This is a genomic window from Paenibacillus sp. PvR098 (assembly GCF_017833255.1).
GTDB lineage: Bacteria > Bacillota > Bacilli > Paenibacillales > NBRC-103111 > Paenibacillus_G.
Window position 1 is genome coordinate 1,057,520 of the sequence record NZ_JAFIBU010000001.1, and the last position, 25,857, is coordinate 1,083,376.

Consider the following 25,857-nt stretch of genomic DNA (forward strand, 5'->3'; position numbering starts at 1 on the left):
TTAACCTGCGGCAACGCCTCTTAAACAAAGAACAACCCAGGGAATCAGGGTTGCTCTCAGGACTGTATTTTATTAGACGTATCGGATGACCATAATGTTGCTGCTATTCGGTCATAAGTCCTGACGTAATCAAACGAGACTACTCGGCGATTTCCTGCTGCTGCATTAAAGAAACCGCTCGCTGCGGGGTGAAGGTCGAGATGGCATGCTTATATACCATTTGCTGACGGCCTTCGCTATCGATGATAATTGTAAAGTTATCGAATGCGCGAATCACGCCTCGAATTTGAAACCCATTGGTCAGATAAACGGTGACTGGAATGTTCTCCTTGCGCAGTTGGTTCAAAAATGTGTCCTGAATGTTGATCGTCTTGTTCATCAATGGGCCCCCTCCAAAATAATTAACGGTCAATCGTTAGCTTTTGTGCTATTATAGCATGAATATGTTTCAGGTGTGTAGAAAATTCTGCCAATTCGCTCACATCCACCCATTCGATGTCTTTCATGTGGCGAAACCAAGACAACTGTCTCTTGGCAAAATGGCGTGTATCCCGCTTAAGGAGCAGTACCGCTTCTTCTAGAGAATAGTGCCCTTCCAGATAACCTACGATCTGCTTATATCCCAGCCCTTTCATCGCAACGGATGACGGGCTGCAGCCCGCCGACAGTAAGCTCTGCACTTCTTCGACCAGCCCGAGCTCTATCATGGAATCGATTCGCTCTTCAATACGTTTATATAGTAAAGCTCTATCCATTGTCAACCCAATGATACACAATTCGTACGGTGACTGCTTTTTTTGACGCTTCAACTGGTCTGATAACCGTTCCCCGGACACATGATAAATTTCGAGCGCTCGAATGATCCTCCGTTGATCGTTCGGATGCAGACGCTCTGCGCTTTCCGAGTCCACCTGCCGAAGCCGTTCATGAAGAGCCTCCGCACCGCGGGATTCGGCAAAAGCCTGCTGCTCTTCGCGAAACGCCTCGTCCGATCCGACCTCACTGAACTGGAAGTTGTAGCATACCGATTCAATGTACAATCCGGTGCCCCCCACGATAAAAGGCAGCTTCCCCCGCGCATTAATCTCCGGAATCAGCTCTGCGCACCTTTCCTGAAATTCAGCTACGGAGAACGGCTCATTCGGATGGTGAATATCAATCATATGATGCTTGATCAAGGCCAGTTCTTCGAGAGTCGCTTTGGCGGTACCGATGTCCATCCCACGGTAAACCTGCATCGAATCCCCGGATATGATCTCCGCGTTATAATGTTCGGCTATCGTCAGGCTCAGTTTCGTCTTGCCGACGGCAGTAGGGCCGACAAGTACAAGCAGCCTTGGCCGCTTCCGGTCCGTCTCTGTCAGCATTGTATCACTCCATAAGCAATTTTGTTCCCGGACCGGTGCACCTCGGCAAAACCAAGGCTAGCGAATTGATCGCTATCGCGGTGCTCCTTCATCACAACGACCCTGCGGGAAACTCGTATCGCTTCCGCAACGCTCTCTTCCGAGAGCGGCCGATCGTCCGCTAATCCGCGAATCGCCCGGATGGAGGCCGATTCGGTGATAGGTTTCCGAAACATCGGGTCAAAATAAACGACATCGACGCTATTCTCTGGCAATCCGCGCAAATAGTCCAAATGATCCAGCTGAATCACCTCAATGCGCCGCATCGCTTCATTCAAACCAGACACATCTGAATGATAGGTCTTTAGACCTTGCTTAAGTAAAAAACAGGGGATTTTGGTATTCTCTATGGCCGTGATCCCACCGTTTGGCCCTACGGCAAACGAGAATACGATCGCATCGGAGCCCAGCCCGGCCGTGCAATCGACAATCCGGTCTCCTGTCTTGATGCCTGCGATCTGCAAGAGCGGATCGCGCTCCCCTTTGAGCAGCCGTTTAATACGTACGGCTGCCGTACTGGGGTGAAAAAATAAGGGCTCACGCCGCTCATGATGATACTCGATTCTCTCCTTGGACACCAGGAGGATCTCCTCGTCCCCGTATCGCCGCCTGAGCTGCGACAACGACATTTGGCGGCGCTCGATGCATCGGCCGCCAAGCATATGTGCGAGCTTCTGAGCTTCTTCCAGCTGCGCGGGACTGGGTTCATAGGAGGTAGTAACGAACAATACGGATCATCCTTTACGATTATGCTTCAATATCCATTACTATTATAAAACAAAAGCACGTGAACGCAAATTTCATCATAACGTTTTATTGTACCCGTTTGAACATTTTTTCCAGTTCATAGGTCGAAAAACTGACGACGATAGGCCTGCCGTGCGGACATGTATACGGATTGCGGCAGGCCGCTAGCCGATCAAGGAGCGTTTCGATCTCCAGCGTGCCGATGCTTTGATTCGCCTTGATCGATGCTTTACATGAGCACATGATCGCCGCCTTTTCCCGCAGCTTGCCGATATCCACCTGCTTTTTCTCGTTCATCAGCCACTCGATCATCTCTTCCACAATGGCCTGTTCATCGCCTTTGGGCAGCCAGTGAGGATAAGCTCTGACAAGGAAGGAGGTGCCTCCGAAAGGCTCCAAAAATACCCCTGCCTGCTCCAGCTGCGGAAGCTTGTCCGACAGCTTCGCCGCCTCTATCGCCGTGAATTCCAGCGTAATGGGGACAAGCAGCTCTTGGCTTGCCTCTTCCGGCTTACCGAACATGTCGAAGTACCGCTCGTAATTGATTCTCTCATGCGCCGCATGCTGGTCGATCAGGAACAATCCCTCTTCGTTCTGGGCGACGATGTAAGTGCCATGAAGCTGCCCGATAGGGCTCAGCTTCGGGAAATCCGGCAGCGCCGGCGGTCCCTCCAGCTCTGGCGCTAGTGTACGCAGCAGCGCTCCGGAAGCGACGGCCGCTTCCCGCGGCTGCAGCCGCTCACGCGGAGCTTCCGGTCGCGCGGGGGCGGGCGCATCGCGGCGCGCCGGCGGATCCGCGAAGGCGGTCCGCTCCGAGAGCGGCGGCTGCGTCCACGGCGCGCGGGGCGCTTCGCCAACAGCGCCCGTCAGGCGCTCCGCGGCTGCGGTGGCCTGCGGCCGGTACAGCTCGAGCTGCTCCTGCACAAGCGGCTCCCGCGGCCGCTTCCCTGCCCCCCCCGGCTGCCCCGCCGACGGGATCAGGCGCTGACGGCCTAGCGTCTCGCGCGTCTCGCGCTCAACGAGCTGCATCAGCTCAGGCTCCTTGCTGAAGCGCACCTCCAACTTGGCCGGGTGCACGTTCACGTCGATCAGCGTTGGGTCCATCTGCACATGCAGCACCGCCACAGGAAACCGGCCTATCGGAAGCAGCGTGTGATAGCCCTGCAGAAGAGCCTGTACCATCGGGAAATTGCGGATATAGCGTCCGTTGATCACGGTCGTCATACCGCCCCGGTTCGCACGGGTAATCTCCGGCTTCGCGATATAGCCTTCTAGCCGATAATCAAGCGTTTCGCCGCTAATCGGGAGCATGCTTTTGGCTACGGCCGTACCGTAGATGGCTGCGATCGTCTGGAGCAGATCCCCGCCCCCAGGCGTCTGTGCCAGCACATTCCCGTTGTGCTTCAGCGTAATGGCAATTCCCGGATGCGCAAGCGCCAATCGGTAAATATAATCCGTCACGTGTCCAAGCTCCGTCTGAATCGTCTTCATATACTTAAGCCGGGCCGGCGTATTGTAAAACAGCTCCCTCACCGTAATGTCCGTCCCCTGAGGAGCCGTGGCATCGGACCTCTCCAGTACGCTTCCGCCTTGCATGACCAGACGTGTCCCAAGACCGCTGGAATCCGGGGAAGTGAGCAGCTCTACCTTGGCCACCGCCCCGATACTAGGAAGCGCCTCACCGCGGAAGCCGAGCGTGCGGATCTGGAACAAATCGTGAGTGCTTGCGATTTTGCTGGTCGCATGGCGGTAAAACGCCGTTTCACAATCCTCGCGATCCATCCCGGAGCCATTGTCGGTCACCCGGATGAGCTGCAGACCGCCTTCTTCGATCGACACATCGATCCTGGAGCTTCCAGCATCGATTGCATTTTCTACAAGCTCCTTCACCACCGAGGAAGGCCGTTCGACGACCTCGCCCGCAGCGATTTGGTTGGCGATATGTTCATCTAAAATGGTGATTTTACCCATATGCAGGACTCCTTCCACGGAGGATTTCTCTTACTCGAATCCAATCGCCAAGTTCCCGCCGTCGTCGCTCCATTGCAAACCGGCCCATATGGAAGCTGCCTGCCGGAGACTTACATACCCTGCTCCGTCTCTCAGAAGCAGATCTCCCCCGGTAGAGCTGAATATGACGTCGCCGCCTGAGGAAACGATCCGAACCGACCGGGTTGCTTCGTTCCACTCCACGCTCCCGCCGACCAAAGCTGAAAGCACGCGAGAAGGGACATAGGTTTGACCTTGTTCACGCAGAACGGGGAACGCGTTCTCTACAGCCACACCGTTCACAGTCAAATTCAGACGCTTTAGCGTCAGCTCGAAACGGCTCGCACCGGCCATCCGAAGCGCCGTTAACAGCTGAGGAACGTCCCCGCCCTCTACCTTGTGATCGGGCTCAATACCGACTCCATTCACTTTTCTAAGCTTCGGAGTCAAATATTCTTGAACGGTGAGCTTCAAAGCGCCTCCCGATTGCAGAGGAACAACCTGCTGTACGCTGCCTTTACCGAACGTTTTCGTCCCGATAACAGTAATCACACCATAGTCCTGTAAAGCCCCCGTCAGCACCTCTGAAGCGCTCGCGCTGTTCTCATTCACCAGGAAAAACACCGGATAAGGCTGCGTCATCCCATTAGCGATCTTCACCGGGTCATCCACGTTATCGCGATCCTTCGTATGCATCAGCGTCCCTTCCTTCACGAACAGCCTGGCCATCTGCTGAGCTGTCTCCAGGATGCCGCCCGGGTTATTGCGCAGGTCCACGATCAGACTTTGGATTCCCTGTTCATTCAGCGCGGTCAGCTCCTTGCTCATCATCTCATCCGCATCGCTGGTGAACCCCGTTACCTTAACATACCCGATGCCAGGCTCGAAGCGCCCAGCCATTACAGTCGGAACCCGTACTTTTTGACGCTCCATCACGAGGTCATTCGTTTCTTCATTCCGCAACACTTGGAGGTTCACTTTCGTTCCCGGCAAACCAATAATCTTGGAGGTGACATCCTCCAGCTGCTTGCCAATGGTGGTTTCCCCCTCCACCTTAACGATCAAGTCGCCTGCCTTCAGCCCCGCATGGCTGGCCGGAGAATCGACAAACACATCCGTGATGTACAGCCCGTCTTCCTCCATGGCTACCCTGACGCCAATCCCGACATATTGATTCTCCACCGCATCTTCAAAAGACTGCAGTTCTTCCGGCGTAAAGTATACCGTATAAGGATCTCGCAGCGCGTCTACCATAGCTTGGATCGCTGCATCGGTCAAATGGCTTCCGTTCGGAGCGCTCACATGGTTATGTTCAAGCAGCTCTAGTACTTCAGTCACGCTGTCCGAGCCCGCAGCCCAAGCAGGTGCGGCGGTCGGAAACAGCAGCGAGAGTGAGAGCAAGGCAGGTATGGTTTTGCGCCAAAGCGCTTTTCTGACGTTTCTTTTCATGCTCTAACCCTTCTCCCCATAGCATTATTGCCTTGCGATTCCTCTTTTAAGAGGGCAGTTGTTTCTTTAGTTCGTACAAAAAATTCATGGCCGCCATCGGCGTCATATTCATCAAATCGGCCGTACGCAGCTGCTCAAGCACTTTGTCCGCTTTAGCGTCCTTTCGGGAAGGCTTGTCCACCTTCTCCTCAGGAGCCGAGAAGAGGCTTAATTGCACGACATCTTGCTGCTCGTCAAGAACTGTCGCCGGCGGACCAGACTCTTCCACCCGCAATGGCATCTCAGGCGCTTTCCGCTCCCCGCTTTCGCCTGCAGACGCTTGAAGCTGTCCCTGCAGCAGCTCCCCCCGCGCCTCAAACGCGTGAAGCAGCTCGTAGGATCGATCAATAATCCCCGCCGGCAATCCGGCGATTTGAGCGCAATAAATGCCGTAGCTGGTGCTGGCCGCTCCGCGGATCAACTTGCGCAGGAATGTGACCTGCTGGCCGCTCTCCTTTACTGCCATGCAGTAATTGCGCAGCTCACTCAAGCTTTCCTCCAAGTGCGCCAGCTCGTGAAAGTGCGTGGACACCAGCGTCTTGCAGCCGATTTGATCGTGCAGAAACTCGATCACCGCTTGAGCGATTGCCATGCCCTCTCCTGTGGACGTCCCTCTTCCCAGCTCATCTATGATGACAAGGCTCTTTGCCGTTGCTTTCTCGGTCATCACTTGAATATCCATCATCTCGACCATGAAGGTGCTTTGGCCGCCGATCAGATCGTCCGCCGCACCGATTCGCGTAAAGATGCGGTCAACAATCGGCACCTTCGCCCGTTTCGCTGGAACAAAACAACCGATTTGCGCCATTAGGACGATCATCGCCACCTGACGCATATAGGTGCTTTTCCCCGCCATGTTCGGGCCGGTGATGAGCAGGATGCTTCCATCCTCTTTAGACATCCTGGTTTCGTTGGAGATAAATACGCCGTTCTCAAGTACCGCCTCTACAACTGGATGACGCCCTTCTTCAATAATAAGCTCAACCTCATCGCCGACCTCGGGCCGCGTAAAACGGTTCGCGCTGCTGACGTGTGCCAGAGACTGGTACACATCCACTGTGGCAATCAGTTCAGCAAGCTGCTGCAGCCTTGGTATATGCGAAGCCAGCTTGTCCCGGAGCTGGACAAACAAATCGTGCTCCAGATCAACCATGCCTTCCTGAGCCTCAAGGATGAGCGCTTCCTTTTCCTTAAGTTCCGGGGTTACGAACCGCTCGGCACTGGCCAGCGTCTGCTTCCGTTCATAACGGCCCTCTTCCAAGGAGGACAGGTTCGACTTCGTCACCTCGATATAATAACCGAACACTTTGTTAAAACCGATCTTGAGCGATTTAATCCCCGTTCTCTCACGCTCGTGCTTTTCCAACTCGGCGATCCACTGCTTGCCGTTCGTATTCGCCTCGCGAAGCTGATCCAAGCGTTCGCTGAGCCCTGCACGGATCATGCCCCCGTCACGGATGGATACGGGAGGCTCGTCCACGATGGCCTCCTCAATCGATGCCATCAAATCCTGGCATGGATCGATCCGGGCTGCCAGCGCTGCCAGCGTAGCAGATCCACTGGTTTCGCACAGGCGCTGCAGCTGCGGCACCTGTGCGACCGATGCTTTGAGCGCGACCAGATCACGCGCATTAGCGCTGCCGTAAGCGATGCGGGCCGTCAGCCGCTCCAGATCGTAGACCTCCTTCAGAGACTGCTTCAGCTCGTCGCGTACGATCAGTTGGCGGTACAGACGTTCCACAGCCTCCAGCCGGTCTTCAATATGCGCCGCATTCATCAGCGGTTTCTCGATCCAGCGTCGAAGGAGGCGGCCGCCCATCGCGGTCACCGTCTTATCGAGCAACCACAGAAGCGTGCCCTTCTTGGACCGGTCGCGCACGGTCTCGACCAGCTCCAGATTGCGGCGGGTGAACGGATCCATAATCATATATTGGTTGGGTTCATACACACGGATATGCTTAATGTGCGTCAGCGCCCTCTTTTGCGTTTCCTGAAGATATTCCATCAGCAGCGCCAGCGTGTCGCGAACGCCCTCGGGCAGCGCACGAAGCTGCGCATCCGAGAAATGGCCTTCCGGCGACAAACCCCCGCCTGTCGATGCGGCTTGTCGCTCACGGGGCGTCATCACCGCCGACTTCATCCATGCGGCCGCCCCGCTGCGGATTCTCTCCAGCAGCGCCGGGCTGCCCAGCACCTCCGAAGGGCTGTACACGTTCAGCTCGTCAAGCAGGAGCTCGAAGGAACCGTCAAGCCGGGTCACGTAAAGCTCTCCGGTAGAGATGTCGCAAGCGGCAAAGCCGTAGCCTTCTCCCGACCGGACAATGGCAGCGATATAATTGTTGCTTGTCTCGCTGAGCAGACGCGCGTCCATGACCGTACCCGGCGTCACAATGCGGACGATCTCCCTGCGCACAGGCCCCTTCGCTTCAGCCGGATTCTCCACCTGCTCGCAGATCGCTACCTTATATCCTTTTTCTACCAAACGAACAATATAGCTTTCCGCCGAATGGTAGGGTACGCCGCACATCGGTATTCGCTCCTCCGTACCGCCTCCCCTGCCGGTTAACGTAATTTCAAGCTCGCGGGAAGCCAGTATGGCGTCGTCGAAAAACAATTCATAGAAATCTCCTAAACGAAAAAACAAAAAAGCGTCCTGCACCTCCGCCTTGATGGCGAGGTACTGCTCGATCATAGGTGTATATTGGGCCATGCTTCATCCTCCAGAATGACTCTTCAAATCCGCCCGAAACCAAGGTTTGACCATCCCTTATTCTTATGTACATAGGGTCAGACGGGCGACTACAGTATATGAAAGTCCGCTGCACTTCGGCGAACCTTCATCCTTCTATTTTTCTCTCTATCATGCCAACCATTATATCACGAAAAGATAGAGAACTCTCGCGTTCTATGTAAAGGGAGAGATTTTCCATTTGGGCCGAATGTCTTCCTGCTCGTTCCATGCTCTCTTCTGCAGCATCATGCGGCGAAGAGGCAGGAGGTAAGATTCATGGCGCGCATAACCAGGCAGCTTTTCCAAATCGCGCCAAAGCGCCGCAAGCAGCGGCCGGATACGAGCTTTATCCCCGTGGTAATACGCTTTCGTAACTTCAGGCTCGGAGAGCGGCCTCTGCTTCAGCTCTAGGTAATGCTCAGCCACAAGCTTCGCCAGTGCCAGCACGCCCTTGGCTACCACAGGAGATACCATCCAGCTCGGCAGTACGCGATATTCGAACCCGCCGTGCTTCGCCTTGCGAAAATCACCCAAAAATCCATATTTCGGTTTCCGTAATCCGGTCGTCGTATCCTCAAGCAGTGTAAGCGGAAGCGCGATATAGTTGTCCAGCGCCCGCAGCAGCCTGCAATCCAGCGGAGTCCCGCTGAAATGAATATGTCCTCCAAGCGGAAGCCCTCGAACCGGCATACCGCCAGCCACCCACTGCAGCTCCGGATCCGTGATTCGCTTGGCGGCAAGCTGCATCGTCCGGTGAAGATGGATAACAAGCTCCCGCACCTCTGTACTTGGTTTTGGCCGCAGCTCGGCCAAGGGGTATATTTTCCTCCGGCTGCGGAGCACGATGGCATCGCAGCCGAACGGGCCCTCCTTATCCACATAGTGGGAAGCGAACTTCACTTTCCCCTGCCGGGTAACGATCAGAAATTCCGGGTCCGCCCCCAGCATCACCTCGCTGTGATTGCGGAATACGCCGGCAGCTAACTGCTCGTCAAGCCGATTCATCGCTTCCGCGTACAGCTCAGCAAGCCGAAGCGTCAACTTAGGAATCGCTTCCAAGCGAAGTACGGCCATTTTACCGTTTGGTCTTACACCGATGCGGACAACGCCGTAGTCGAGTCCAAGCGCATAAATCGATTTGATAGCTTCGCGCATCGCATGGGCGGCATAATAGTTCGGTTGACTGGTTCCGATCTCCGTCCATTCGGTTGTAGCACCATCCCGGACCCGCACTCCTGATGGAGCCCCCTTGCCATAGTACACGCCATAAGACTTATAAAACAGCGACAGCGCCTGCAGGTGGAACACGGGCACTACATAAACATGAGACCAGCGCCGGCTATCGTCTGGAACGTTGGATGCAGCTATCCGGTGCGCATAAACCGGCTGAGACGCCATATCCATTAAGGATTCCTCCGCTTCCAAAGCACAATCTATCCCATTCATGCTCAGAATCTCGGCCGCCCGCGGCAGCTGTAAGGAAAGCAGTACGCTTTTGACCGGCTGCAGCACCTCCGCATACCCTCTTTCCGGATGATAGGCTCCCCAATGGATGACGTAGCTTTCTTCTTGGTTTGACGGCAATTGGGTACCGTGAGGAATATGCAGCTTGTCTAGCAGCAGCTCCAGCGTCGGTTCGTGGGAATGCAGCAAAAAAGCGCGCATAAGGAGGTCCTCCTTCTTCAAGTTGCGGCTGTGCCCAGCCGAGGCTAATGTTCAATTCTTTGAGACGGATCCGCTGAATGTTTGGATGTTAAGGCAAATGCCCATTTTGCTTCGGACAACCGCGGGGAACAAAAAAGAGGGCTGACGCCCTCTGCCGAAATGCCTTGTTCCGGCATATGATGTTAGTACAAAGCGGATCAATCCATTTCCTCGTCTAACAGATCAGGATCGAGGTCCTCATAATCGCCGTCGTCGGAACTGTCAAATTCCACCTGCTTATCGTCGAAATCATCGCAGCCGTTAGGGCATACCACCACGCATACCTTCGTCTCTGCGATCATTTCTACCTTAAACTCCCGTTCTACGCGGATAAGCACCGTGTCTCCATAAGTAGAGATACTTGCTTCCACGCAGTTCGGTTCTTGTGTAGCGACAGCCGATACCTCCGCCGTCGTCGGCTTATGCTTTTTGTCGAGATAGTGAAGCGAGACCACCTCTGCATAAGATACGGTTTCTTTCGCAACATCCGTTTTGGTATTTCGATCGTACGAATACCATATGTTGATGTCGTAAGTACCTACCACTTCCACATTTTCACCCGACTTCACCGCATCGTATTGGTTGTTGATTATCCAAGCACCCAAAATACTGGTCGGAGAATGAGGCGGAGTGACCGAGTTGGTTACTTGTGAGAATTTGCGTCCTTTGCCACAGACAGCCTTCGTATAGATCTCTCTGCACTGCAAATCTTTATCTAATGACATCCTTCTAACCTCCTCCATACAATCATTCATTACATTTGTATGCAGGACATTCGTCTAGTGTGCTCATTTTCTTTATCATTTTTAATTTATTTCAAAAGGTTCTCAGAAACGTGCCGTTCCTTATGCGTCCTCCCCCAGAGGGCGTTTTTCTCGTTTGGCCACACTCAAATAAACCTTCATCTCTTCCGTGAGCTGCAGCAATGCGGCACGAATCTCGAACTCCTCGCGCGTGGACGGAAGCGGCATTGCTTTGAACTGTTTCTCCAGCTCCTTCAGCTTATTCTCGGCTCTTCCCGTATAGTGCGGAAGCTTCACGTCCTCCGACAGTCCCTTGAAAACGCCGGCCAGCAGCTCCCCGTGCGGCAGTGTCTGATATACCCGGGCAACCAGCTGCACCATCCGCTGAATAGCTTCCATCTGCCGTTCGCGCATGTAGAAATAGACGGGCCACGCCGCACGGCCGCTCATCAGGCTGTTCTCGTCCGCACGCTCGGCAGCCTTGATCGCTTGATCCAGCAAATCCTCGGCCTCCAGCAATTCACCGCCGCTCCAAATATACTCTGTATCTCTCAGATGGCGCGATAGCTCAGTAAATATCTGCGAGAACAGCTGCTCTACCCTCGTTTTGTAATCCTGCAGATGCTTGTCCTCTTTGGGCATATACATCACATTAATTAAAGTAGCCGTACCTAGGCCAACGAGCAGCAGCGCGATTTCGTTCACCAGCAGCTCTGCGGTAAGGCTCCCGGCAGCGAACATATGCAGTATCATGACGGAGCTGGTGACGATACCCTCTTTCAAATGGAGCCGGCTCAAAATCGGATAAATCAACATGACAAACAGCCCGACAACCCAAATGTGAAAGCCGAATATCCACAATAACGCAGCACCTGCAAATAGGCCCAATACCGAAGCGGCTATGCGCTGAAACGATGTGTTCAGACCTCTTTTTTTGGTCACGTCCACCCCGAGCACCGCAAGCAAACCCGCCGAGAACGGCGACTGCAGCCCGAGCGCCTGTGAGATGTAAATCGCTGCCACAACGGCTACTGCCGTTTTTAATACCCGAATCCCCATGTGCGCTTTCCTCGCTTTAAACAATCTATCCACATCTTACCTCTTTCGGGTGATTTCCTCAACGGACCTTATGTACAAAAAAAAGGAACCGCCCTCTGAGCCGATTCCCGCGCACCCTTTACTGCTTCCTGCCCACCAGCTTTCCTTCCAGATACGCCACTCCTTGGTACATCATCGTTGCGGCGATAGCGATAATAAACAGGCTGCCGATCACCAGCGTGAAGTTGAAGACCTGAAAGCCATAAATAATTAAATAACCAAGCCCCTGTTTGGATACGAGATATTCGCCTACAATGACCCCGACCCAAGACAGGCCCACGTTCACCTTGAGTGTGGATACGATGGTCGGATAAGAGGCCGGCAAAACCACTTTACGGAATACGGTCCGCCGGTTTCCCCCGAAGATCTGAACGACCTTGATAAAATTCGGATCCACCTCGCGGAAGCTGTTATAAATGACCAATATCGTAATGATCACGGTGATGGAAAGCGTGGTGGCGATGATCGACATCATCCCAGGACCGAGCGCTACAATAAAAAGCGGTCCGAGCGCCACTTTGGGCAAGCTGTTCAACACGACAATGTAAGGATCCAACACCCTGGAGAGGAACGGAGAGAACCAGATCAGCGCGGCAATGGATGTGCCCAGCACCGTTCCCAGCAGGAAGCCGATGACGGTCTCCCATACCGTCACCCAGGTGTGGATTAGCATGGTACCGTCGGCTATCTTCTCAATCAGCAGTCCGACGACCCTACTGGGGGAGCTGAACAATAGTCCATCGATCCATTGGAGCCGACTGGCCGTTTCCCATAACCCGAAAAACAATATCAATAAGCTGATCTGTGTCAAACGAACATAGAAGGTAAGCTTCCGCTCCCTGCTGCAAAACTGATCGAAGACCCGCTTGGCCAGTGGATCCACAGAGGTCTCGACCTCATGCTGAAGTCCCGTTCGTTCAATTGGGTTCACTTCCGCCCCCTCCCTTCTTGTCCATCTGCTCGAAAAGGCCCCAAAGATGATGAAACAGCTCGTGGAAGCCTTCTTCCTCACGCGCCTTGAGCGGCAGCGCTCGGCGAATCGCGGACGGCACCTCCACCTCCGCAAGCACGCGCCCCGGATTCGGACACAGCACGATAATGCGGTCGCTCATAGCAATCGCTTCGGAGATATCGTGCGTGACGAGCACCGCGGTTTTTCCTCGTGCTTTCAGCGTCTGTGCCACAAGGTCCTCGAGCTGCAGCTTGGTTTGGTAATCAAGCGCGGAGAACGGTTCATCTAATAACAGGATTTCCGGCTCTGGAGCGAGTGTCCGCACAAGCGCAACCCTCTGCCGCATCCCTCCGGATAGCTGATGAGGATAACGCTCCGCCTGCTCGCTAAGACCCATTTCATCCAAGAGTGCCAATACGGAAGACCGAGTCTTTGCATTCAGCCGACCGAGCAGCTCCAAACCGATCGATGCATTCTCATCAATCGTGCGCCACGGAAATAAATAGTCCTGCTGCAGCATATAGCCGACCTTAGGTGTCGGCTTTTGAATCTCCTCCCCCAAAATGCGAATCGTCCCGGAAGTCGTCGGCAGCAATCCGCTGATTAGAGACAGCAAAGTCGTCTTGCCGCAGCCGCTCGGACCGATCAGGCTTACGAATTCACCCGGACGAACGCTGAGATCAATATCTTTCAGCGCCACGAAAGTGCCTTTTCGATTCACAAACACTTGCGACACGCCGTTCAATTCCACGGCGGATATCATGCTCATCCCTCCTTTGTTTGCTTCATGAAGATAGCGAAGGGGCGTTCTGGCCTTAACTCCCATGATAGCCCCACTCACTTAACAACGCTCTATCCGCACTTATTACTTGATGATTTGCTTGGCTTTCTCGGCAAACTGGGTGTCTACCAGAGCTTTATGATCCACACGCTGCTTCAGCTCTCCAGCCGCTTCCATGATATCCTGAAGATTGTTCCACTCCTGCTCGTCTACGATCCCGTCGGTCGCGAAGGAGCCTTGATCCTTATAACGCTTTACGACGTTCTTGATAATTTCTTTATCCGTATCCTGGAAGAACGATGCGATCGCCTCCGTAATTTCGTCGGGGCTGCTTTGCTGCACCCAATTCTGCGCCTGCTGCACCGCATTCGCAAACTTCTGGATGGTTTCATTATTGTTGTCAATGAAGCTTTTCTTGGCCATAAACACGGTATATGGCAGCTTGCCGCTTTCTACTCCGAAGGAGGCGATCACGTGACCTTTGCCCTCGTTCTCAAACATCGTCGCTTGCGGCTCAAACAACTGTACATAGTCGCCCGTTCCAGAGGCGAACGCCGTAGGAATATTGGCAAAATCTACGTTCTGAAGCAGGTTCAGGTCCTTATGCGGATCGATACCGTGCTTTTTCAGCGTAAATTCACCCGCCATCTGTGGCATTCCGCCTTTTCTTTGTCCAAGGAAGGTGCTCCCCTTCAGCGTATTCCAATCGAACGTGCCTTCCAGCTTTTTACGGGAGACTAGAAACGTTCCGTCCGTTTGTGTCATCTGAGCAAAATTGATTACCGGATCGGCGCTGCCCTGCTGGTGTACATAAATGGATGTTTCCGAACCCACGAGTGCCACGTCGATCCCGCCCGACAGCAGCGTCGTCATCGTCTTATCACCTCCGAACGTCGTCGTCAGCTCGACATCCAGACCCTGCTCCTGAAAAAATCCTTTGCTAATAGCCACATATTCCGGCGCATAGAAGATCGAACGCGTAACCTCGCCAATACGCACCTTCTGGATCTCCCCCGCCTTTTCCGTTCCGCAACCCGCAAGCACCGCACCCATTGCCAGAATGAACGCGAGAGCCACACCTAGTCGCTTACCCCACTGCTTTGTAATCATAGGCCAGTCCCTCCCTGTCTGTTTCTTTAAATCATGATGCCATCATATGCACCCGCCTATTGAAAGGTTCGGGATGGACAGCAGACGGCTGCCCTCTAAAACATAAAAGGCATTCCCCGGGATGTCCCAAGGAATGCCTTATTAAGGAAATAATAGATTTTACAGTCTGTAAATATCCGAATACTTCTCGCGTAAATAATCGACCAAATAGTCGGGATTCAGCTCCTCACCGGTGACCTGCGTGATGATTTCCGTCGGAGTCAGGCTTTTGCCGTGACGGTAGATTTTGTCCGTAAGCCAGTCTTTAATCGGAAGCAGATTTCCTTCCTGAACCAACGCGTCCATGTCGCCCAGCTCCTGCCGAAGCGTGCGCATGATCTGTGCTGCGTACATATTCCCGAGCGCATAAGAAGGAAAATATCCGAAGGCCCCTCCGGACCAATGCACGTCCTGCAGCACCCCTTCCCCGTTGTGGGACGGTGCGATTCCAAGATACTCGCGGTACTTCTCGTTCCACACCTCCGGCAGGTCAGCCACCTTCACGCTGCCGCTGAACAACTCCTTCTCGATCTCGTAGCGGACCATAATATGCAGATTATAGGTCAGCTCGTCGGCCTCAATACGGATCAGAGAAGGCTTCACTTCATTGGTAGCCCGGTAAAAATCTTCCATAGACACGTTATCGAACTGGCCAGGGTAATTGTTCTGCAGCTTACCGTAGTACTTGCTCCAGAAAGGGCGACTGCGGCCGATCATATTCTCCCAGAAGCGCGACTGCGACTCATGAATGCCCATCGATGTGCCTGTACACAACGGGGTGCCGATCAAATCCGGCGAGATGTTCTGTTCATAGAGTGCGTGGCCGCCCTCATGAATCGTACCGAACAAAGCGCTGTTCACATCATCCAAGAGGTATCGAGTTGTAATCCGCACATCACCCGGATTAAGCCCCGTGGCGAACGGATGCACCGTTTCGTCCAGTCTTCCAGCCTCAAAATCATACCCCATTTGCTCAAGTATGTATAAGCTGAACTGCTTTTGCTTTTCCTTATCGAACATCTGCTTCAAAAAGGACGTATTCGGCTTGTGCGAAGACGATTCAATAGAAGCTAGAAGCGGCACAACCTTCTCACGGAGCGCGCCGAACACCTGATCGAGCTTCTCCACCGTCATGCCCGGCTCATACATATCGAGCAGCGTGTTGTATTTATGTCCCTTGTAGCCCCATAGATCGATGAACTCCAGATTCATATCGACAATCTTCTCCAGATAAGGCTGAAAGCTAGCGAAGTCCGCCTGCTCCTTGGCTTCTTCCCATGCCGCTTCGGACTGGGAAGTCAGCACAACGTATTCCTGATAGCGCTTAGGGGGAATTTTTTTGCTGCGGTCGTACTCCTTCTTGCATTCGCTAACAATCTTCCGATATAAGGGGTCCAGCTGTCCATTCACATCAGAGGAAGCAAAATAATCCAAGAACGCTCCCATTTCATCCGACACCGACAGTTTGAACAGCTCACCGGACAACTCGCCTACCACCTCGGAGCGTGTGGCAATTCCTTTCTTGGGCGCACCCGTGCGCATATCCCAATAAATGAGTCCCACAGCTTCCTCGTAGCTCTTCATCTTTTTTAAATAGTGCTTGAACTCGTTTAATTTGGCATCAAAGCTTGAAGTCGTCATCTGGCTTACCCCTTCCATAACGGTATAACTTGATCATACTTGCTCCTGAAAACAGAAGCAAATTTCTCCAAAATGGGGTATGATAGATGTAGGAGGAGAGTGACTACCATGCACATTACTTTTACCGAAGAAGCAGCTAAGGAAATCAATTCTAAGCTGAACACGCCAGAGGGCGGTAACCTGAAGCTGGTCTATGACGCGGAAGGCTGCGGCTGCTCGGTCAGCGGTGTTCCGACGCTATGGATTACGGACAAGCCCGACAGCAACGATTTCATGGTTCAGGATGAGCCTTACCCTCTGCTGATGGATCGCAAGCATGAAGTGTTTTTCGAGGAACGCATGTCCATAGATTACAAAAAGAATGGTCATTGTTTCATATTGAAAAGCAGCGGCCAAATTTACAATGCCCATATGATGCTTTTGGACAAAAGATAAAATAAAGAGACATTAGGATAATTTATTTTGACCCGTAGGGGAGGAAAATAGATGTCGATGCTAACTGAAATCATCCACCACAATCAAGAATTCGTCGAAGCTAAAGAGTACGAGCAGTTTAAAACCACCAAATTCCCCGATAAGAAAATGGTGATTCTGACCTGCATGGATACGCGTCTTACCGAGCTGCTGCCCAGAGCGTTGAACCTGCGTAACGGAGATGCGAAGATCATCAAGAATGCAGGGGCAATCGTCTCCCATCCGTTCGGGAGTATTATGCGAAGCATCATCGTGGCGGTTTATGAGCTGGATGCCAAAGAAGTGTTCGTTGTCGGCCATTACGAGTGCGGCATGACCGGTCTGAATGCGAAAGATGTGCTGAACAAGGCCCGCAGCCGCGGCGTGACAACCGAGCTGATCGATACGCTTCAACATGCAGGCATCAAACTGGAAGGTTTCTTGACCGGCTTCGATTACGTTCACGACGGTGTCGTCAACAGCGTCAATCTGATCAGAAACCATCCGCTGCTGCCCAAGGATTTGCCCGTGCACGGCTTAATTATTCATCCGGAAACGGGACGCCTTGACATCATCTCTAACGGATATGAGTCCATTTCCTAAACGTCCCATGGTGGATGAGACGAAAATCATCGCAGAAGTGCTGATATGCTCTTATCGGCCTTCATTGCGATGATTTTTTTACTTAGCTTCTCCTTCATCATTCACCTTCTTCATCCGCTGCTTCAGCTTGAGCTGTTTCTGAAGCTCCCGCTCCGCTACAACGGCAGTGCGGTCACGCAAGGTATGCTTGTGAATCAGGAACGTATCGTTCATGTCGCTCGGCTGTCCCCATATTTTATTGGTGTAGGCGCAAGCCTGACCGCACAAAACGTTCAGTGTCTCGTCCTTCAGGGGAATGTCCAGATCCGAGTAGGTAAAGTTCACCGGATCCATGCATTCCTCCAAACGGGCCTGAAGAACATCTCGAAATTTATCCGCATCGATTCCAAGTCGCTCCAGACGTTCTTTGTCCAGCCGCTGTATAGCGCTTGTCAGCATTTTGACCGCTCCAGCTAGGTTGCCCCGTCTTTGATGGTAAAGCGAGACGGCCACCTGAATGAGGCCCACATACGCCTCGCTGTTCGGATCTTCCGGGTGCTCCTTCCAGAATTCTTCAAGCACTTCGTGACATTCGAAAAAATCCCGTTCGGCGTGAAAATGAATCAAGTAGTCCACATAAGCTTTAGGATAAGAATTCATCTGCATACATCCTTTGGTGGTCTTTTTATATATATTTAAACTATTTTACCATAGAACGCTTGCAGTTGAATGACATTATCCCCCTTCTCCCTCTCTGCCACCCACCCAAAACCTAACGGCACGGTCAATTGTGCGATCGACCAAAATAATCCAACAAACGCAAGTGATACATTCCGCTGTTCCTTGTTGCTATATTGAGTCGTAAGTAATTGATACAGAACATTGGAGTAACCGCCCGTAACGCCTAATCCCATGATAAGGATCATAAAAATCCACATATTTGAAATGAAAGGTGAAAGGATAATCCAAATTCCGGTGCCTGCCATGCCCATACATAATAAAAACTTTCTTCCCAATAAAGATTCGAGCTTTCCATAGGTAAATCCGATGATGATATACCCAACCGAAAGCAGGGCTGTTATCCCCCCAATGGTCGCCTCACTAAATCCTAATTCTTTAAAAAATACGGGATAAAAAGAGTAAATTAAAACAAACGGTACAGCAGCTGTGAAAGCGGATATTCCGGCAATATAAAAAGGCTTACACCTCATTACATGGAATAACGGAGAAAGATCCAATATGTTCATGTCCATATTTATGGTATACGGGCATAATAAAACTTAAACCAAAAATGCTTCCTCCAATAAATGAACATACGGCAAAAGAAGCCTGGTAACCAAAATACCCATCATGGTCTGTATAAATCCATAGAGCAATGTCGTGCCATAAATTAGAGCAAAGGCCCGTTGTTCATGCAACAAAACCACCCTCATTAATAGCTTGCTGAACCCGAGCGCCAGCATACTGACAGTACCCTGGCGCTCAAGGACTTCCTTGTCACATATGTAGGTTATCCCTCCTGACAGGAGCAATAAGCGGGTCGACGGTAAGGCTTTCCTTAGCTTTCACTACTTCATACCTTTCGGCTTCATCACCTGTCTTACATTCTTCATCAACCATTTGTTTCAGTTGTCTAGGAATGCTTACTATTAACAGTAATAACATGAGAGCAATGGGTGGAGCTGTGATAATCGCCCCTGTTTGAAGTGTGGACAACCCGCCAATATGCAAAAGAATCGCCGCAATCCCCCCAATGACCAAACCCCAAAACAGCCGTATCCACCGACTAGGTTCATCTGAACCTGTTACTACGATCGATGCAGATAACGCTACCGAATCAGCTGTTGTCACCAAGAACAAAACAATCGCGATGAGAAACGCAATAATAAATACATTACTTAACGGCAAATAATTCAATAACGAAAGGAGTGCTGACTCCATGCCGTTGGTTGCAAGAACTTTTGTAATCTCACCGCCTGATTTAATATCAAACCATATGCCGGTTCCCCCCAATATAGCAAACCAAAATATTAATGAGACCCCTGAAATGCTTAGTCCCGCAATCAAAATTTCTCTAATGGTTCTCCCCCTGGAAACTCGTGCAAAAAACAAACCTATTGCCGGTCCCCAGCCGATCCACCAAGCCCAATAAAAGGAGCTCCACCATGAAAGCCAACCGCTTTTTTCCACCGGATCTGTATACAAACTCATTTTCACAAAATCCTGCAAATACCCTCCAAAGCTGGATATCATAATATCGAGGATAAATTGAGAGGGGCCTAAAAGGAAAATTGCAGCGGCCAAAACGATTGCCAAATAAACGTTCCATCTGCTGAGCTTTGTAATTCCTTTGAAAACACCAGTTATACACGAAATGGTAAACGTAGCTACGATGACGAATAGGATAATAAATTTAGTTGCTGAGTTATCGGGAATACCATAAACTTCTTCAAGCATGTAACCAAGCTGTATGACAAGCAGTCCCACAGAGGCCATCACTCCGCCTACTACGGCAATCGTGCTAAAGATATCGATCGCTTTTCCCCAAAATCCCTTTACCCGTTTCTCTCCAATCAGGAAATAGAACGCTGAGCTCGGTTTAAACGGCAGCCCTTTGTGATATACGGCCACCATGGTTGCGATAACAAAAATGCCATAAATACACCATGCACTGAATCCCCAGTGTAAATAAGAATATTGCAACGCCACAACCGCTGCCTCTTGAGTGTTATTTTGTACGGTATCGGAATAAAGAGGAGGAACCGAACTGAAAAAAGTTAAGGGTTCGCCTGGACCGTAGAATACAGCCCCGGCAGCAATAGCTGAGCAAAATAAAATGGATATCCAGCTGAATGTAGACATCTCCGGTTTTTCTAATTTCCCGAGCCGGATAGAACCGAGTTTTGAGAAAATCAGATAAATACAGACCAATACATTCAAAAATACAATGACAGCAAACACAGAGCCCAACGTTGAAGTTACCCAGTTTAAAGAGCTGCTCAATATGGAGCTTACCAGATCAATGTTGATTAATGAGGCCATGATAAACAGAATAAAAAACACACCGCTAACGCCTAATACCCATCTGTCCAACTTTGGTTGACCCAATGAACTTTTTTGATCCGGCATCTTCCCATCTCCTTCTGAAGTACCTCTCACAGCTTCATTCCGTCAAAAAAGAATGTTTAACTTTTCTTTATCAAAGGTAAAACATCGACTCCAAAGCGTTCCAAATCCTCTTTAAAATTAATAAATTGCAATAATATGATGTCTATCCCCTGCTTTTGCAAATTCTGGAATTGATCCGCTATTTCTTCCGGTGTTCCTACAACCGCTTTCGAGCCGCCAAGAACCCATCCTTCAACATCCAAATCCGTTCTAAAAGAGCTTCCCATCCTTGCTCTTGCAACAGCTTCAACGGATTCACGATCATGTTGTTCAATCAATTGATTGTATCTCTCTTGTGCCTTGTTTCTGTCCTGATCCCAGACACATAGACAAGCAATCATTTTTTTAACTTTTCTACGATAACGTTCAGCTCTTTGTCCAATGTCCATTATGATTTCTTCAATTTGTTTGCTGGCGCCGTTAACAAAGAAAATGTCAGCATATTTAGCCGTTAATTCCCGAGCAGCCGGCGAATAGCCAGCTTGAACGATTTTAGGATATGCATCAGAAAGAGGCTTAGGTTCTAACCAGGCATTTTCGATTGAAAAATATTTCCCTCTATAAGAGAATTCCTTCTCCGTCCATAACCCGTTTAAAATTTCTATAAATTCCATAGAAACCTCGTAGCGCTCGTCGTGTTCGAGCCATGGCAATCCCACCATTTGATACTGCTCCTTCACATTACCGCTTACAATATTCACTCCCCATCGGCCCTGACCGATTTGGTTTAATGTTGCACCCATTTTAGCCATTATGTAAGGATTAATCCCAGAAGAATATACCGTGGAAAAAACTTGAATTTTTTTTGTGATGGCTAATAGTGAAGCGGCAAAAGGGATGGGATCCAGCACATACCCGGAAAATTCCGGTTTATTTTTAGCAAATGGCGCCCAGTTATTGATTGGCACCAAGTAATCCAAGCCTAACTCTTCTGCCTTTAAAGCAATTTCCTTATTATAATTCCATTCCCACGTGGTGCTCATCTCCATATTTGAGATAAAAGGCTTGCCGATGTTAGGCATAAATATACCTAGTTCTAATCTGTCCATCGTAGTGCTCCTTTCGATAATCAAAATTTGATTTGTATCATGATCCCAAGATTAAGCTAATGAACATGGAGTAAGAAGTAGGAAGTAAGAGATGTGTGTGATTTACATGGAGAGGTACTTCAAGAAAAATACTTTACAGAAGTACTGGCGAAGGAGTTACCAAAACCTCGTTACTTTGAATTCTATGTTACAATTCAATATACACAACTCACACTACTCAGTTCATTTTTGATAAACACCCCTTTTTATGTTAGTTATTATGACTTAAAATAATCATAATAGTCATTATTATATTATATTCACAATTTTGTCAATATTCATTATATTCAATCTTTATTTCCGCGCGAAACTTTTGAATTTGTAGGTTCTTTGAATCCATTCCTTCCGTTTTCCGCAAGATTCATAAATAAATTTTTGCAAACCAAAAATAAATATATTTTTAACAATTTCGTTTAAAATGTGAAACCAACGTCTACATTGATTCGTAGTAAGTATTGCAACTACTATATATTGATGGAGGATGTTCAGCATGTGGAAAAAATTATCTATGATTGTGTTGGCTAGTACGATCGCTTTCTCATTTACAGCGGTCACTCTGCCTGATCAGGCAGACGCTAAGAGGTCGTACAACTCTTCGAAGAAGAGCTTCAGCCCTAGCTCCGGATCGACTAATCAAACGCCCAACAATAACGTCAATAGAAATCAATCGACAACATCGAACAACCCTGCTAGCACTGCGGCTGCACAAAAGCCCGGATTTTTCAGCGGCGGTTTGATGAAAGGATTGATGATTGGCGGACTCGCAGGCATGCTGTTCGGCGGCTTGTTCGGCGGAATGGGCTTCCTCGGCGAAATGCTTGGAATGATGATCAACCTGCTTGCAGTCGCCGCGCTGGTTCTTGTCGTGTTCCGTCTCATCGCTTTCTTTCGGGACCGCAAAAAAGAAAAACTCAACGAAGAACCAAAGCGTTATTAATTCATAAAAACTCTGTTCAAAAGAGGGTAGCGCGAATATGAGACTTTCGGAGCAAGATATCATCAATGCGATTTGCTTGAATATCGCTGAACGCAAGCAGCTTCAACCCAACCAGGTTGAAGTGGAACTCATGTGGGATGAGGATTTGGGATTCTCTGCTGAAGTGCATGCGGAAGGACGCAGCCAAATTCTGATTGCCGCCAATATGCTGGAAGCGATCGAGCGTTATCTGCTGAAGGAGCATAACATGCGAGTGTTCCGCGAACAAATCCAGCTGAACCTGGAAGATGAAATCGTCGCAGACATCGTACAATAAAATGCCTCAGCCCTAACCCCCTGTCAACTTGACAGGGGGTTTTTCTATTTTTTTCACAGTCTATTAATCTATGATAAAATGACCTATTCATTTCCAGCGCAACTTCTCAACCTCTTATAACGTTTAATAGAGTAGACTCACTAGAAGAAAGAGGTTGATATATGTTGAAGCGCAAGACCCTGCTGTCATTGTCGGTCTTGACCCTATTCCTTTCATCCACGAGCTCTGTGATGGCCGCAGACAAGACTACGAAATATCGTGTCTATCAGGATGCTCGCATCATGCTGGAGACATCCGATTACAAGTCTGCAGAAAACTACGCCAAAAGCTACTCTCGATCCCATGTGGAGGAAATCGGCACGCGCCAATGGCTGTGGGACAATTATCCGCGTTATAAGGTATATCAACACGGTTACAGCTCTTCCGCTTGGGAATTTGCCTCACGAGACGCGGCCGTAAGGGAAGCGGCCAAATGGGGATCTTCCAATGTCCGCGATTTGCAATCGGGTGGTTGGATTTGGGATAACTATCCGAAGTATCGTGTTTTCCAAGGCGAAATCACGCTGGACTCTTGGAAATTTCAAACGCAAGCCGATGCCGTGGCTGAAGCAAGAAAATGGGCCAATTCCTACATTGTCGATTTGGACACGAACCGCTGGGTATGGGATAACGTAACGGAAAACAGAAAATCGGAGCTCCGCAATTCCGGAAAGAAGACATATCAAGTGTATCAAGGTACATTCACCGCAGATAACTGGAAATTTGCTTACCTTGGTGATGCGGTAAATGAATCGCTGAAATGGTCTAATTCTACTATTCGCAATACGGAAAACGGTAAAGTCGTCTATTCCAACGTGAAGCCTTACAAAGTATATCAATACGATCATTTTCTAAATTCGTTCCTTAGCTTGAATGATGCGATCAATTATGCCAAGCTTTACGATCATACGAAAATCACGAACGATAATGCCCCCGCCGTCGGCGGCAAACCCGGTACAATTTGGAATAACTATCCTTATTACCAAGTGCTGCAGAATGATAAACTTATTGCCGATTTCTCTACCATACCTGCCGCATTAAAGTATGCCACGGGCTTCGCAAACGCTTCGATCCGTACGTACGATGACGGAATTCGTATCTGGGATAATTTGCGCAAGCTGCAATTTTGGGGCTGGAACGGCAGCTCCAGCGATACGACGATTCGCTCTCATGTGAACAACACGTCGGGGCTGGATGTCGTTTCGCCAACCTATTTCCAACTCGCAGACAATACAGGCAATATCTCAGATACTTCTAACAAAGCCACTGTAGATTGGCTTAAAAAGCAAGGGTATTCGGTTCATCCTCTCGTCGCGAACCAGTTCGATACGGCTCTGACGACACAATTTTTGGCCAAACCCGAGGCTCGTACCAAGTTTATCAATGACTTGGTTAACAAAGCGGTAGCGCTTGGAGTAGATGGGCTTAATATCGACTTTGAGAGCCTGGCAGGGTCAGATAGAGACCGTTTCACCGCATTTATGCGGGAGCTGACGCAAACCGCACATGCTAAAAAGCTCATCATCTCGGTCGACCTGCCGCGCGGCAGTCTCAGCTGGAATGATAAAACGGCATTCGATCATGAGAAGCTCGCAGGCATAGTCGACTACATCATCACGATGACCTACGATCATCACTGGAAGGGCAGTACCGAGCCAGGCTCGGTCGCCGGGCTTTCGTGGGTGGAGCAAGGCGTGAAGGAATTTTTGTCCTACGGTATTCCAAGGGACAAGCTGATTATGGGTATTCCCTTCTACGTTCGGGAATGGAAAGTGGATTCCACCGGCAAGCTGGACAGCAATCGGGCGCTGCTCATGAGGGACCTGCCCAAGCTGATTGCCGAGAAGAAGGCGTCGATGACCTGGGACAGCCGCTTTAATCAATACAAGGTGGAGTACAAGCAGGACGGATTCACTAATGTATTTTGGTTGGAGAATGAAGAATCGATCAAGGCACGTATCGCGATCGCCAAGAAATACGACTTGGGCGGCGTGGCCGCATGGCGGCTGGGATACGAGTCGCAAGACCTCTGGAATGTCATGATTCGAGAGAAGTAAACTTATACAAAACGGACAATCGTTCCCCGCGGGAATGATTGTCCGTTTTTTTGATCGTTATGAATAGGATGGATTGGATATTTAATAATACCGGTACGGACTCATGGTATAGCCGGAACCCGATGGTTTTCGCTCGCCGACCAACAGACAGGCAACCGCGATGCAAAACAGACCAGCCAAATATCCGGCCGCAATATCAGTGACGTAATGAACCCCGAAATACAGCCGGCTGTATCCGATGCCCAGAATCACTAGCACCCCGATGAGCATGACACACCATTGGCCCATTCGAGATCTGATGCTGGAAGCTAATATATACGCAAGCATGCCGTACAATACCATCCCGATCATCGCGTTACCGCTTGGAAAGCTGAGACCTGATGCGTCAAGCCAGCCTTCGTGCTGTGGTCGCTCTCTACCGACCCATGATTTGACCACAATATTAAGCAAGTATGCTGCAGCCACAGTCCCCAACAGAGCCACCGCTTCTTTTCTGCGCCGCAAAGACCATACCAGCACGGAACCCCCAATGGTAATAGCGCCGAAGGCTGCAGTTGAGCCTAGAAGATTGACCGCACTAAGCCATATCGACGGTCCGGATAAAGCATCCGCTGTAATATGCGCTTGGCCCCATTCATCCCAAACGGTTACACCTTTTTGCATAACCGACACCATAATAAAGGCAAATCCAATAGCGCAAACCAATGCAAGCGCCATTGCCCATCTTTTTTTCCTAATCAAGCCTATGACCTCTCCTTTGGTTTAGAATCCGTTATCTCTATGAAATC

General features: G+C 50.4%; 23 protein-coding genes. 5 read left to right on the forward strand and 18 right to left on the reverse strand.

Features of this window, described 5'->3' with window-relative positions:
- Window positions 1-139: 139 nt before the first annotated feature.
- The 13 genes from hfq to JOE45_RS05310 form a co-directional block, all read right to left on the reverse strand.
- Window positions 140-379 (reverse strand): RNA chaperone Hfq, encoded by a 240-nt coding sequence (gene hfq / locus JOE45_RS05250; protein ID WP_210021189.1) that lies wholly within the window; start codon window positions 377-379, stop codon window positions 140-142.
- Between the two features lie 22 nt (window positions 380-401).
- Window positions 402-1,367 carry a tRNA (adenosine(37)-N6)-dimethylallyltransferase MiaA gene (gene miaA, locus JOE45_RS05255; protein ID WP_210021188.1) on the reverse strand — a complete coding sequence of 322 codons (966 nt, stop codon included), beginning with the start codon at window positions 1,365-1,367 and terminating at the stop codon, window positions 402-404.
- Window positions 1,361-2,134, reverse strand: a complete 774-nt coding sequence (locus tag JOE45_RS05260; RefSeq protein WP_210021187.1) for a class I SAM-dependent methyltransferase — start codon at window positions 2,132-2,134, stop codon at window positions 1,361-1,363. Before JOE45_RS05260 ends, miaA begins: the two co-directional genes overlap by 7 nt.
- Window positions 2,135-2,219: 85 nt before the next feature.
- Entirely contained in the window at window positions 2,220-4,124 is a 1,905-nt protein-coding gene (mutL, locus tag JOE45_RS05265) for a DNA mismatch repair endonuclease MutL (RefSeq protein ID WP_210021186.1), read from the reverse strand.
- 30 nt (window positions 4,125-4,154) lie between these two features.
- Window positions 4,155-5,591, reverse strand: a complete 1,437-nt coding sequence (locus JOE45_RS05270; protein WP_210021185.1) for a S41 family peptidase — start codon at window positions 5,589-5,591, stop codon at window positions 4,155-4,157.
- A gap of 46 nt (window positions 5,592-5,637) precedes the next feature.
- Window positions 5,638-8,340: a DNA mismatch repair protein MutS gene (gene mutS, locus JOE45_RS05275; RefSeq protein ID WP_210021184.1), complete on the reverse strand. Its 2,703-nt coding sequence runs from the start codon at window positions 8,338-8,340 to the stop codon at window positions 5,638-5,640.
- 195 nt (window positions 8,341-8,535) lie between these two features.
- Window positions 8,536-10,026, reverse strand: a complete 1,491-nt coding sequence (locus JOE45_RS05280; RefSeq protein WP_210021183.1) for a putative amidoligase domain-containing protein — start codon at window positions 10,024-10,026, stop codon at window positions 8,536-8,538.
- A gap of 197 nt (window positions 10,027-10,223) precedes the next feature.
- A complete protein-coding gene (locus JOE45_RS05285; RefSeq protein ID WP_210021182.1) occupies window positions 10,224-10,790 on the reverse strand; it encodes an outer spore coat protein CotE in 567 nt (188 codons plus the stop codon).
- Between the two features lie 120 nt (window positions 10,791-10,910).
- Entirely contained in the window at window positions 10,911-11,900 is a 990-nt protein-coding gene (locus JOE45_RS05290; protein WP_348632483.1) for an aromatic acid exporter family protein, read from the reverse strand.
- A gap of 85 nt (window positions 11,901-11,985) precedes the next feature.
- The gene (locus JOE45_RS05295) at window positions 11,986-12,780 is read right to left on the reverse strand and encodes an ABC transporter permease (protein ID WP_245247202.1); all 795 of its coding nucleotides are present in this window, start codon (window positions 12,778-12,780) and stop codon (window positions 11,986-11,988) included.
- Window positions 12,781-12,823: 43 nt separating this feature from the next.
- Window positions 12,824-13,621 carry an ABC transporter ATP-binding protein gene (locus tag JOE45_RS05300; protein ID WP_210021181.1) on the reverse strand — a complete coding sequence of 266 codons (798 nt, stop codon included), beginning with the start codon at window positions 13,619-13,621 and terminating at the stop codon, window positions 12,824-12,826.
- A gap of 102 nt (window positions 13,622-13,723) precedes the next feature.
- Complete coding sequence (locus JOE45_RS05305; protein WP_210021180.1) at window positions 13,724-14,749, reverse strand: ABC transporter substrate-binding protein; 1,026 nt, start codon at window positions 14,747-14,749, stop codon at window positions 13,724-13,726.
- A gap of 159 nt (window positions 14,750-14,908) precedes the next feature.
- The gene (locus JOE45_RS05310; protein ID WP_210021179.1) at window positions 14,909-16,429 is read right to left on the reverse strand and encodes a carboxypeptidase M32; all 1,521 of its coding nucleotides are present in this window, start codon (window positions 16,427-16,429) and stop codon (window positions 14,909-14,911) included.
- A 108-nt stretch (window positions 16,430-16,537) separates the two neighbouring features.
- Here JOE45_RS05310 and JOE45_RS05315 point away from each other — a divergent pair, with 108 nt between their 5' ends.
- Both JOE45_RS05315 and JOE45_RS05320 read left to right on the forward strand, forming a co-directional pair.
- On the forward strand, window positions 16,538-16,864 hold the full coding sequence (locus JOE45_RS05315) for an iron-sulfur cluster biosynthesis family protein (protein WP_210021178.1): 327 nt from the start codon (window positions 16,538-16,540) through the stop codon (window positions 16,862-16,864).
- Between the two features lie 51 nt (window positions 16,865-16,915).
- Window positions 16,916-17,485 (forward strand): beta-class carbonic anhydrase, encoded by a 570-nt coding sequence (locus JOE45_RS05320; protein WP_210021177.1) that lies wholly within the window; start codon window positions 16,916-16,918, stop codon window positions 17,483-17,485.
- Between the two features lie 78 nt (window positions 17,486-17,563).
- Here the strand turns inward: JOE45_RS05320 and JOE45_RS05325 are convergent, their stop codons facing one another.
- From JOE45_RS05325 to JOE45_RS05340, 4 genes are all read right to left on the reverse strand, one after another.
- Window positions 17,564-18,124 carry a DUF309 domain-containing protein gene (locus JOE45_RS05325; protein ID WP_210021176.1) on the reverse strand — a complete coding sequence of 187 codons (561 nt, stop codon included), beginning with the start codon at window positions 18,122-18,124 and terminating at the stop codon, window positions 17,564-17,566.
- A 35-nt stretch (window positions 18,125-18,159) separates the two neighbouring features.
- Window positions 18,160-18,702 (reverse strand): MFS transporter, encoded by a 543-nt coding sequence (locus JOE45_RS05330; RefSeq protein WP_210021175.1) that lies wholly within the window; start codon window positions 18,700-18,702, stop codon window positions 18,160-18,162.
- A gap of 259 nt (window positions 18,703-18,961) precedes the next feature.
- The gene (locus JOE45_RS05335) at window positions 18,962-20,593 is read right to left on the reverse strand and encodes a BCCT family transporter (protein WP_210021174.1); all 1,632 of its coding nucleotides are present in this window, start codon (window positions 20,591-20,593) and stop codon (window positions 18,962-18,964) included.
- 56 nt (window positions 20,594-20,649) lie between these two features.
- On the reverse strand, window positions 20,650-21,681 hold the full coding sequence (locus JOE45_RS05340; protein WP_210021173.1) for an LLM class flavin-dependent oxidoreductase: 1,032 nt from the start codon (window positions 21,679-21,681) through the stop codon (window positions 20,650-20,652).
- A 529-nt stretch (window positions 21,682-22,210) separates the two neighbouring features.
- Between JOE45_RS05340 and JOE45_RS05345 the strand changes: the two genes are divergently transcribed.
- From JOE45_RS05345 to JOE45_RS05355, 3 genes are all read left to right on the forward strand, one after another.
- The gene (locus JOE45_RS05345; RefSeq protein ID WP_210021172.1) at window positions 22,211-22,657 is read left to right on the forward strand and encodes a hypothetical protein; all 447 of its coding nucleotides are present in this window, start codon (window positions 22,211-22,213) and stop codon (window positions 22,655-22,657) included.
- Between the two features lie 37 nt (window positions 22,658-22,694).
- Entirely contained in the window at window positions 22,695-22,973 is a 279-nt protein-coding gene (locus tag JOE45_RS05350) for a YxcD family protein (protein ID WP_210021171.1), read from the forward strand.
- A gap of 161 nt (window positions 22,974-23,134) precedes the next feature.
- Window positions 23,135-25,069, forward strand: a complete 1,935-nt coding sequence (locus JOE45_RS05355) for a glycosyl hydrolase family 18 protein (protein ID WP_210021170.1) — start codon at window positions 23,135-23,137, stop codon at window positions 25,067-25,069.
- An 81-nt stretch (window positions 25,070-25,150) separates the two neighbouring features.
- Here JOE45_RS05355 and JOE45_RS05360 read toward each other — a convergent pair whose 3' ends face one another.
- Window positions 25,151-25,810, reverse strand: a complete 660-nt coding sequence (locus JOE45_RS05360; protein WP_210021169.1) for a phosphatase PAP2 family protein — start codon at window positions 25,808-25,810, stop codon at window positions 25,151-25,153.
- Window positions 25,811-25,857: the final 47 nt, after the last annotated feature.

What these genes read in the sequence shown, in the direction of transcription:
- hfq (WP_210021189.1), bottom strand. Translation starts at nt 379, where the DNA reads ATGAACAAGACGATCAACATTCAGGACACATTTTTGAACCAACTGCGC.
- miaA (WP_210021188.1), bottom strand. Translation starts at nt 1,367, where the DNA reads ATGCTGACAGAGACGGACCGGAAGCGGCCAAGGCTGCTTGTACTTGTC.
- mutL (WP_210021186.1), bottom strand. Translation starts at nt 4,124, where the DNA reads ATGGGTAAAATCACCATTTTAGATGAACATATCGCCAACCAAATCGCT.
- JOE45_RS05270 (WP_210021185.1), bottom strand. Translation starts at nt 5,591, where the DNA reads ATGAAAAGAAACGTCAGAAAAGCGCTTTGGCGCAAAACCATACCTGCC.
- mutS (WP_210021184.1), bottom strand. Translation starts at nt 8,340, where the DNA reads ATGGCCCAATATACACCTATGATCGAGCAGTACCTCGCCATCAAGGCG.
- JOE45_RS05280 (WP_210021183.1), bottom strand. Translation starts at nt 10,026, where the DNA reads ATGCGCGCTTTTTTGCTGCATTCCCACGAACCGACGCTGGAGCTGCTG.
- JOE45_RS05285 (WP_210021182.1), bottom strand. Translation starts at nt 10,790, where the DNA reads ATGTCATTAGATAAAGATTTGCAGTGCAGAGAGATCTATACGAAGGCT.
- JOE45_RS05300 (WP_210021181.1), bottom strand. Translation starts at nt 13,621, where the DNA reads ATGATATCCGCCGTGGAATTGAACGGCGTGTCGCAAGTGTTTGTGAAT.
- JOE45_RS05305 (WP_210021180.1), bottom strand. Translation starts at nt 14,749, where the DNA reads ATGATTACAAAGCAGTGGGGTAAGCGACTAGGTGTGGCTCTCGCGTTC.
- JOE45_RS05310 (WP_210021179.1), bottom strand. Translation starts at nt 16,429, where the DNA reads ATGACGACTTCAAGCTTTGATGCCAAATTAAACGAGTTCAAGCACTAT.
- JOE45_RS05315 (WP_210021178.1), top strand. Translation starts at nt 16,538, where the DNA reads ATGCACATTACTTTTACCGAAGAAGCAGCTAAGGAAATCAATTCTAAG.
- JOE45_RS05320 (WP_210021177.1), top strand. Translation starts at nt 16,916, where the DNA reads ATGTCGATGCTAACTGAAATCATCCACCACAATCAAGAATTCGTCGAA.
- JOE45_RS05325 (WP_210021176.1), bottom strand. Translation starts at nt 18,124, where the DNA reads ATGAATTCTTATCCTAAAGCTTATGTGGACTACTTGATTCATTTTCAC.
- JOE45_RS05335 (WP_210021174.1), bottom strand. Translation starts at nt 20,593, where the DNA reads ATGCCGGATCAAAAAAGTTCATTGGGTCAACCAAAGTTGGACAGATGG.
- JOE45_RS05340 (WP_210021173.1), bottom strand. Translation starts at nt 21,681, where the DNA reads ATGGACAGATTAGAACTAGGTATATTTATGCCTAACATCGGCAAGCCT.
- JOE45_RS05345 (WP_210021172.1), top strand. Translation starts at nt 22,211, where the DNA reads ATGTGGAAAAAATTATCTATGATTGTGTTGGCTAGTACGATCGCTTTC.
- JOE45_RS05350 (WP_210021171.1), top strand. Translation starts at nt 22,695, where the DNA reads ATGAGACTTTCGGAGCAAGATATCATCAATGCGATTTGCTTGAATATC.
- JOE45_RS05355 (WP_210021170.1), top strand. Translation starts at nt 23,135, where the DNA reads ATGTTGAAGCGCAAGACCCTGCTGTCATTGTCGGTCTTGACCCTATTC.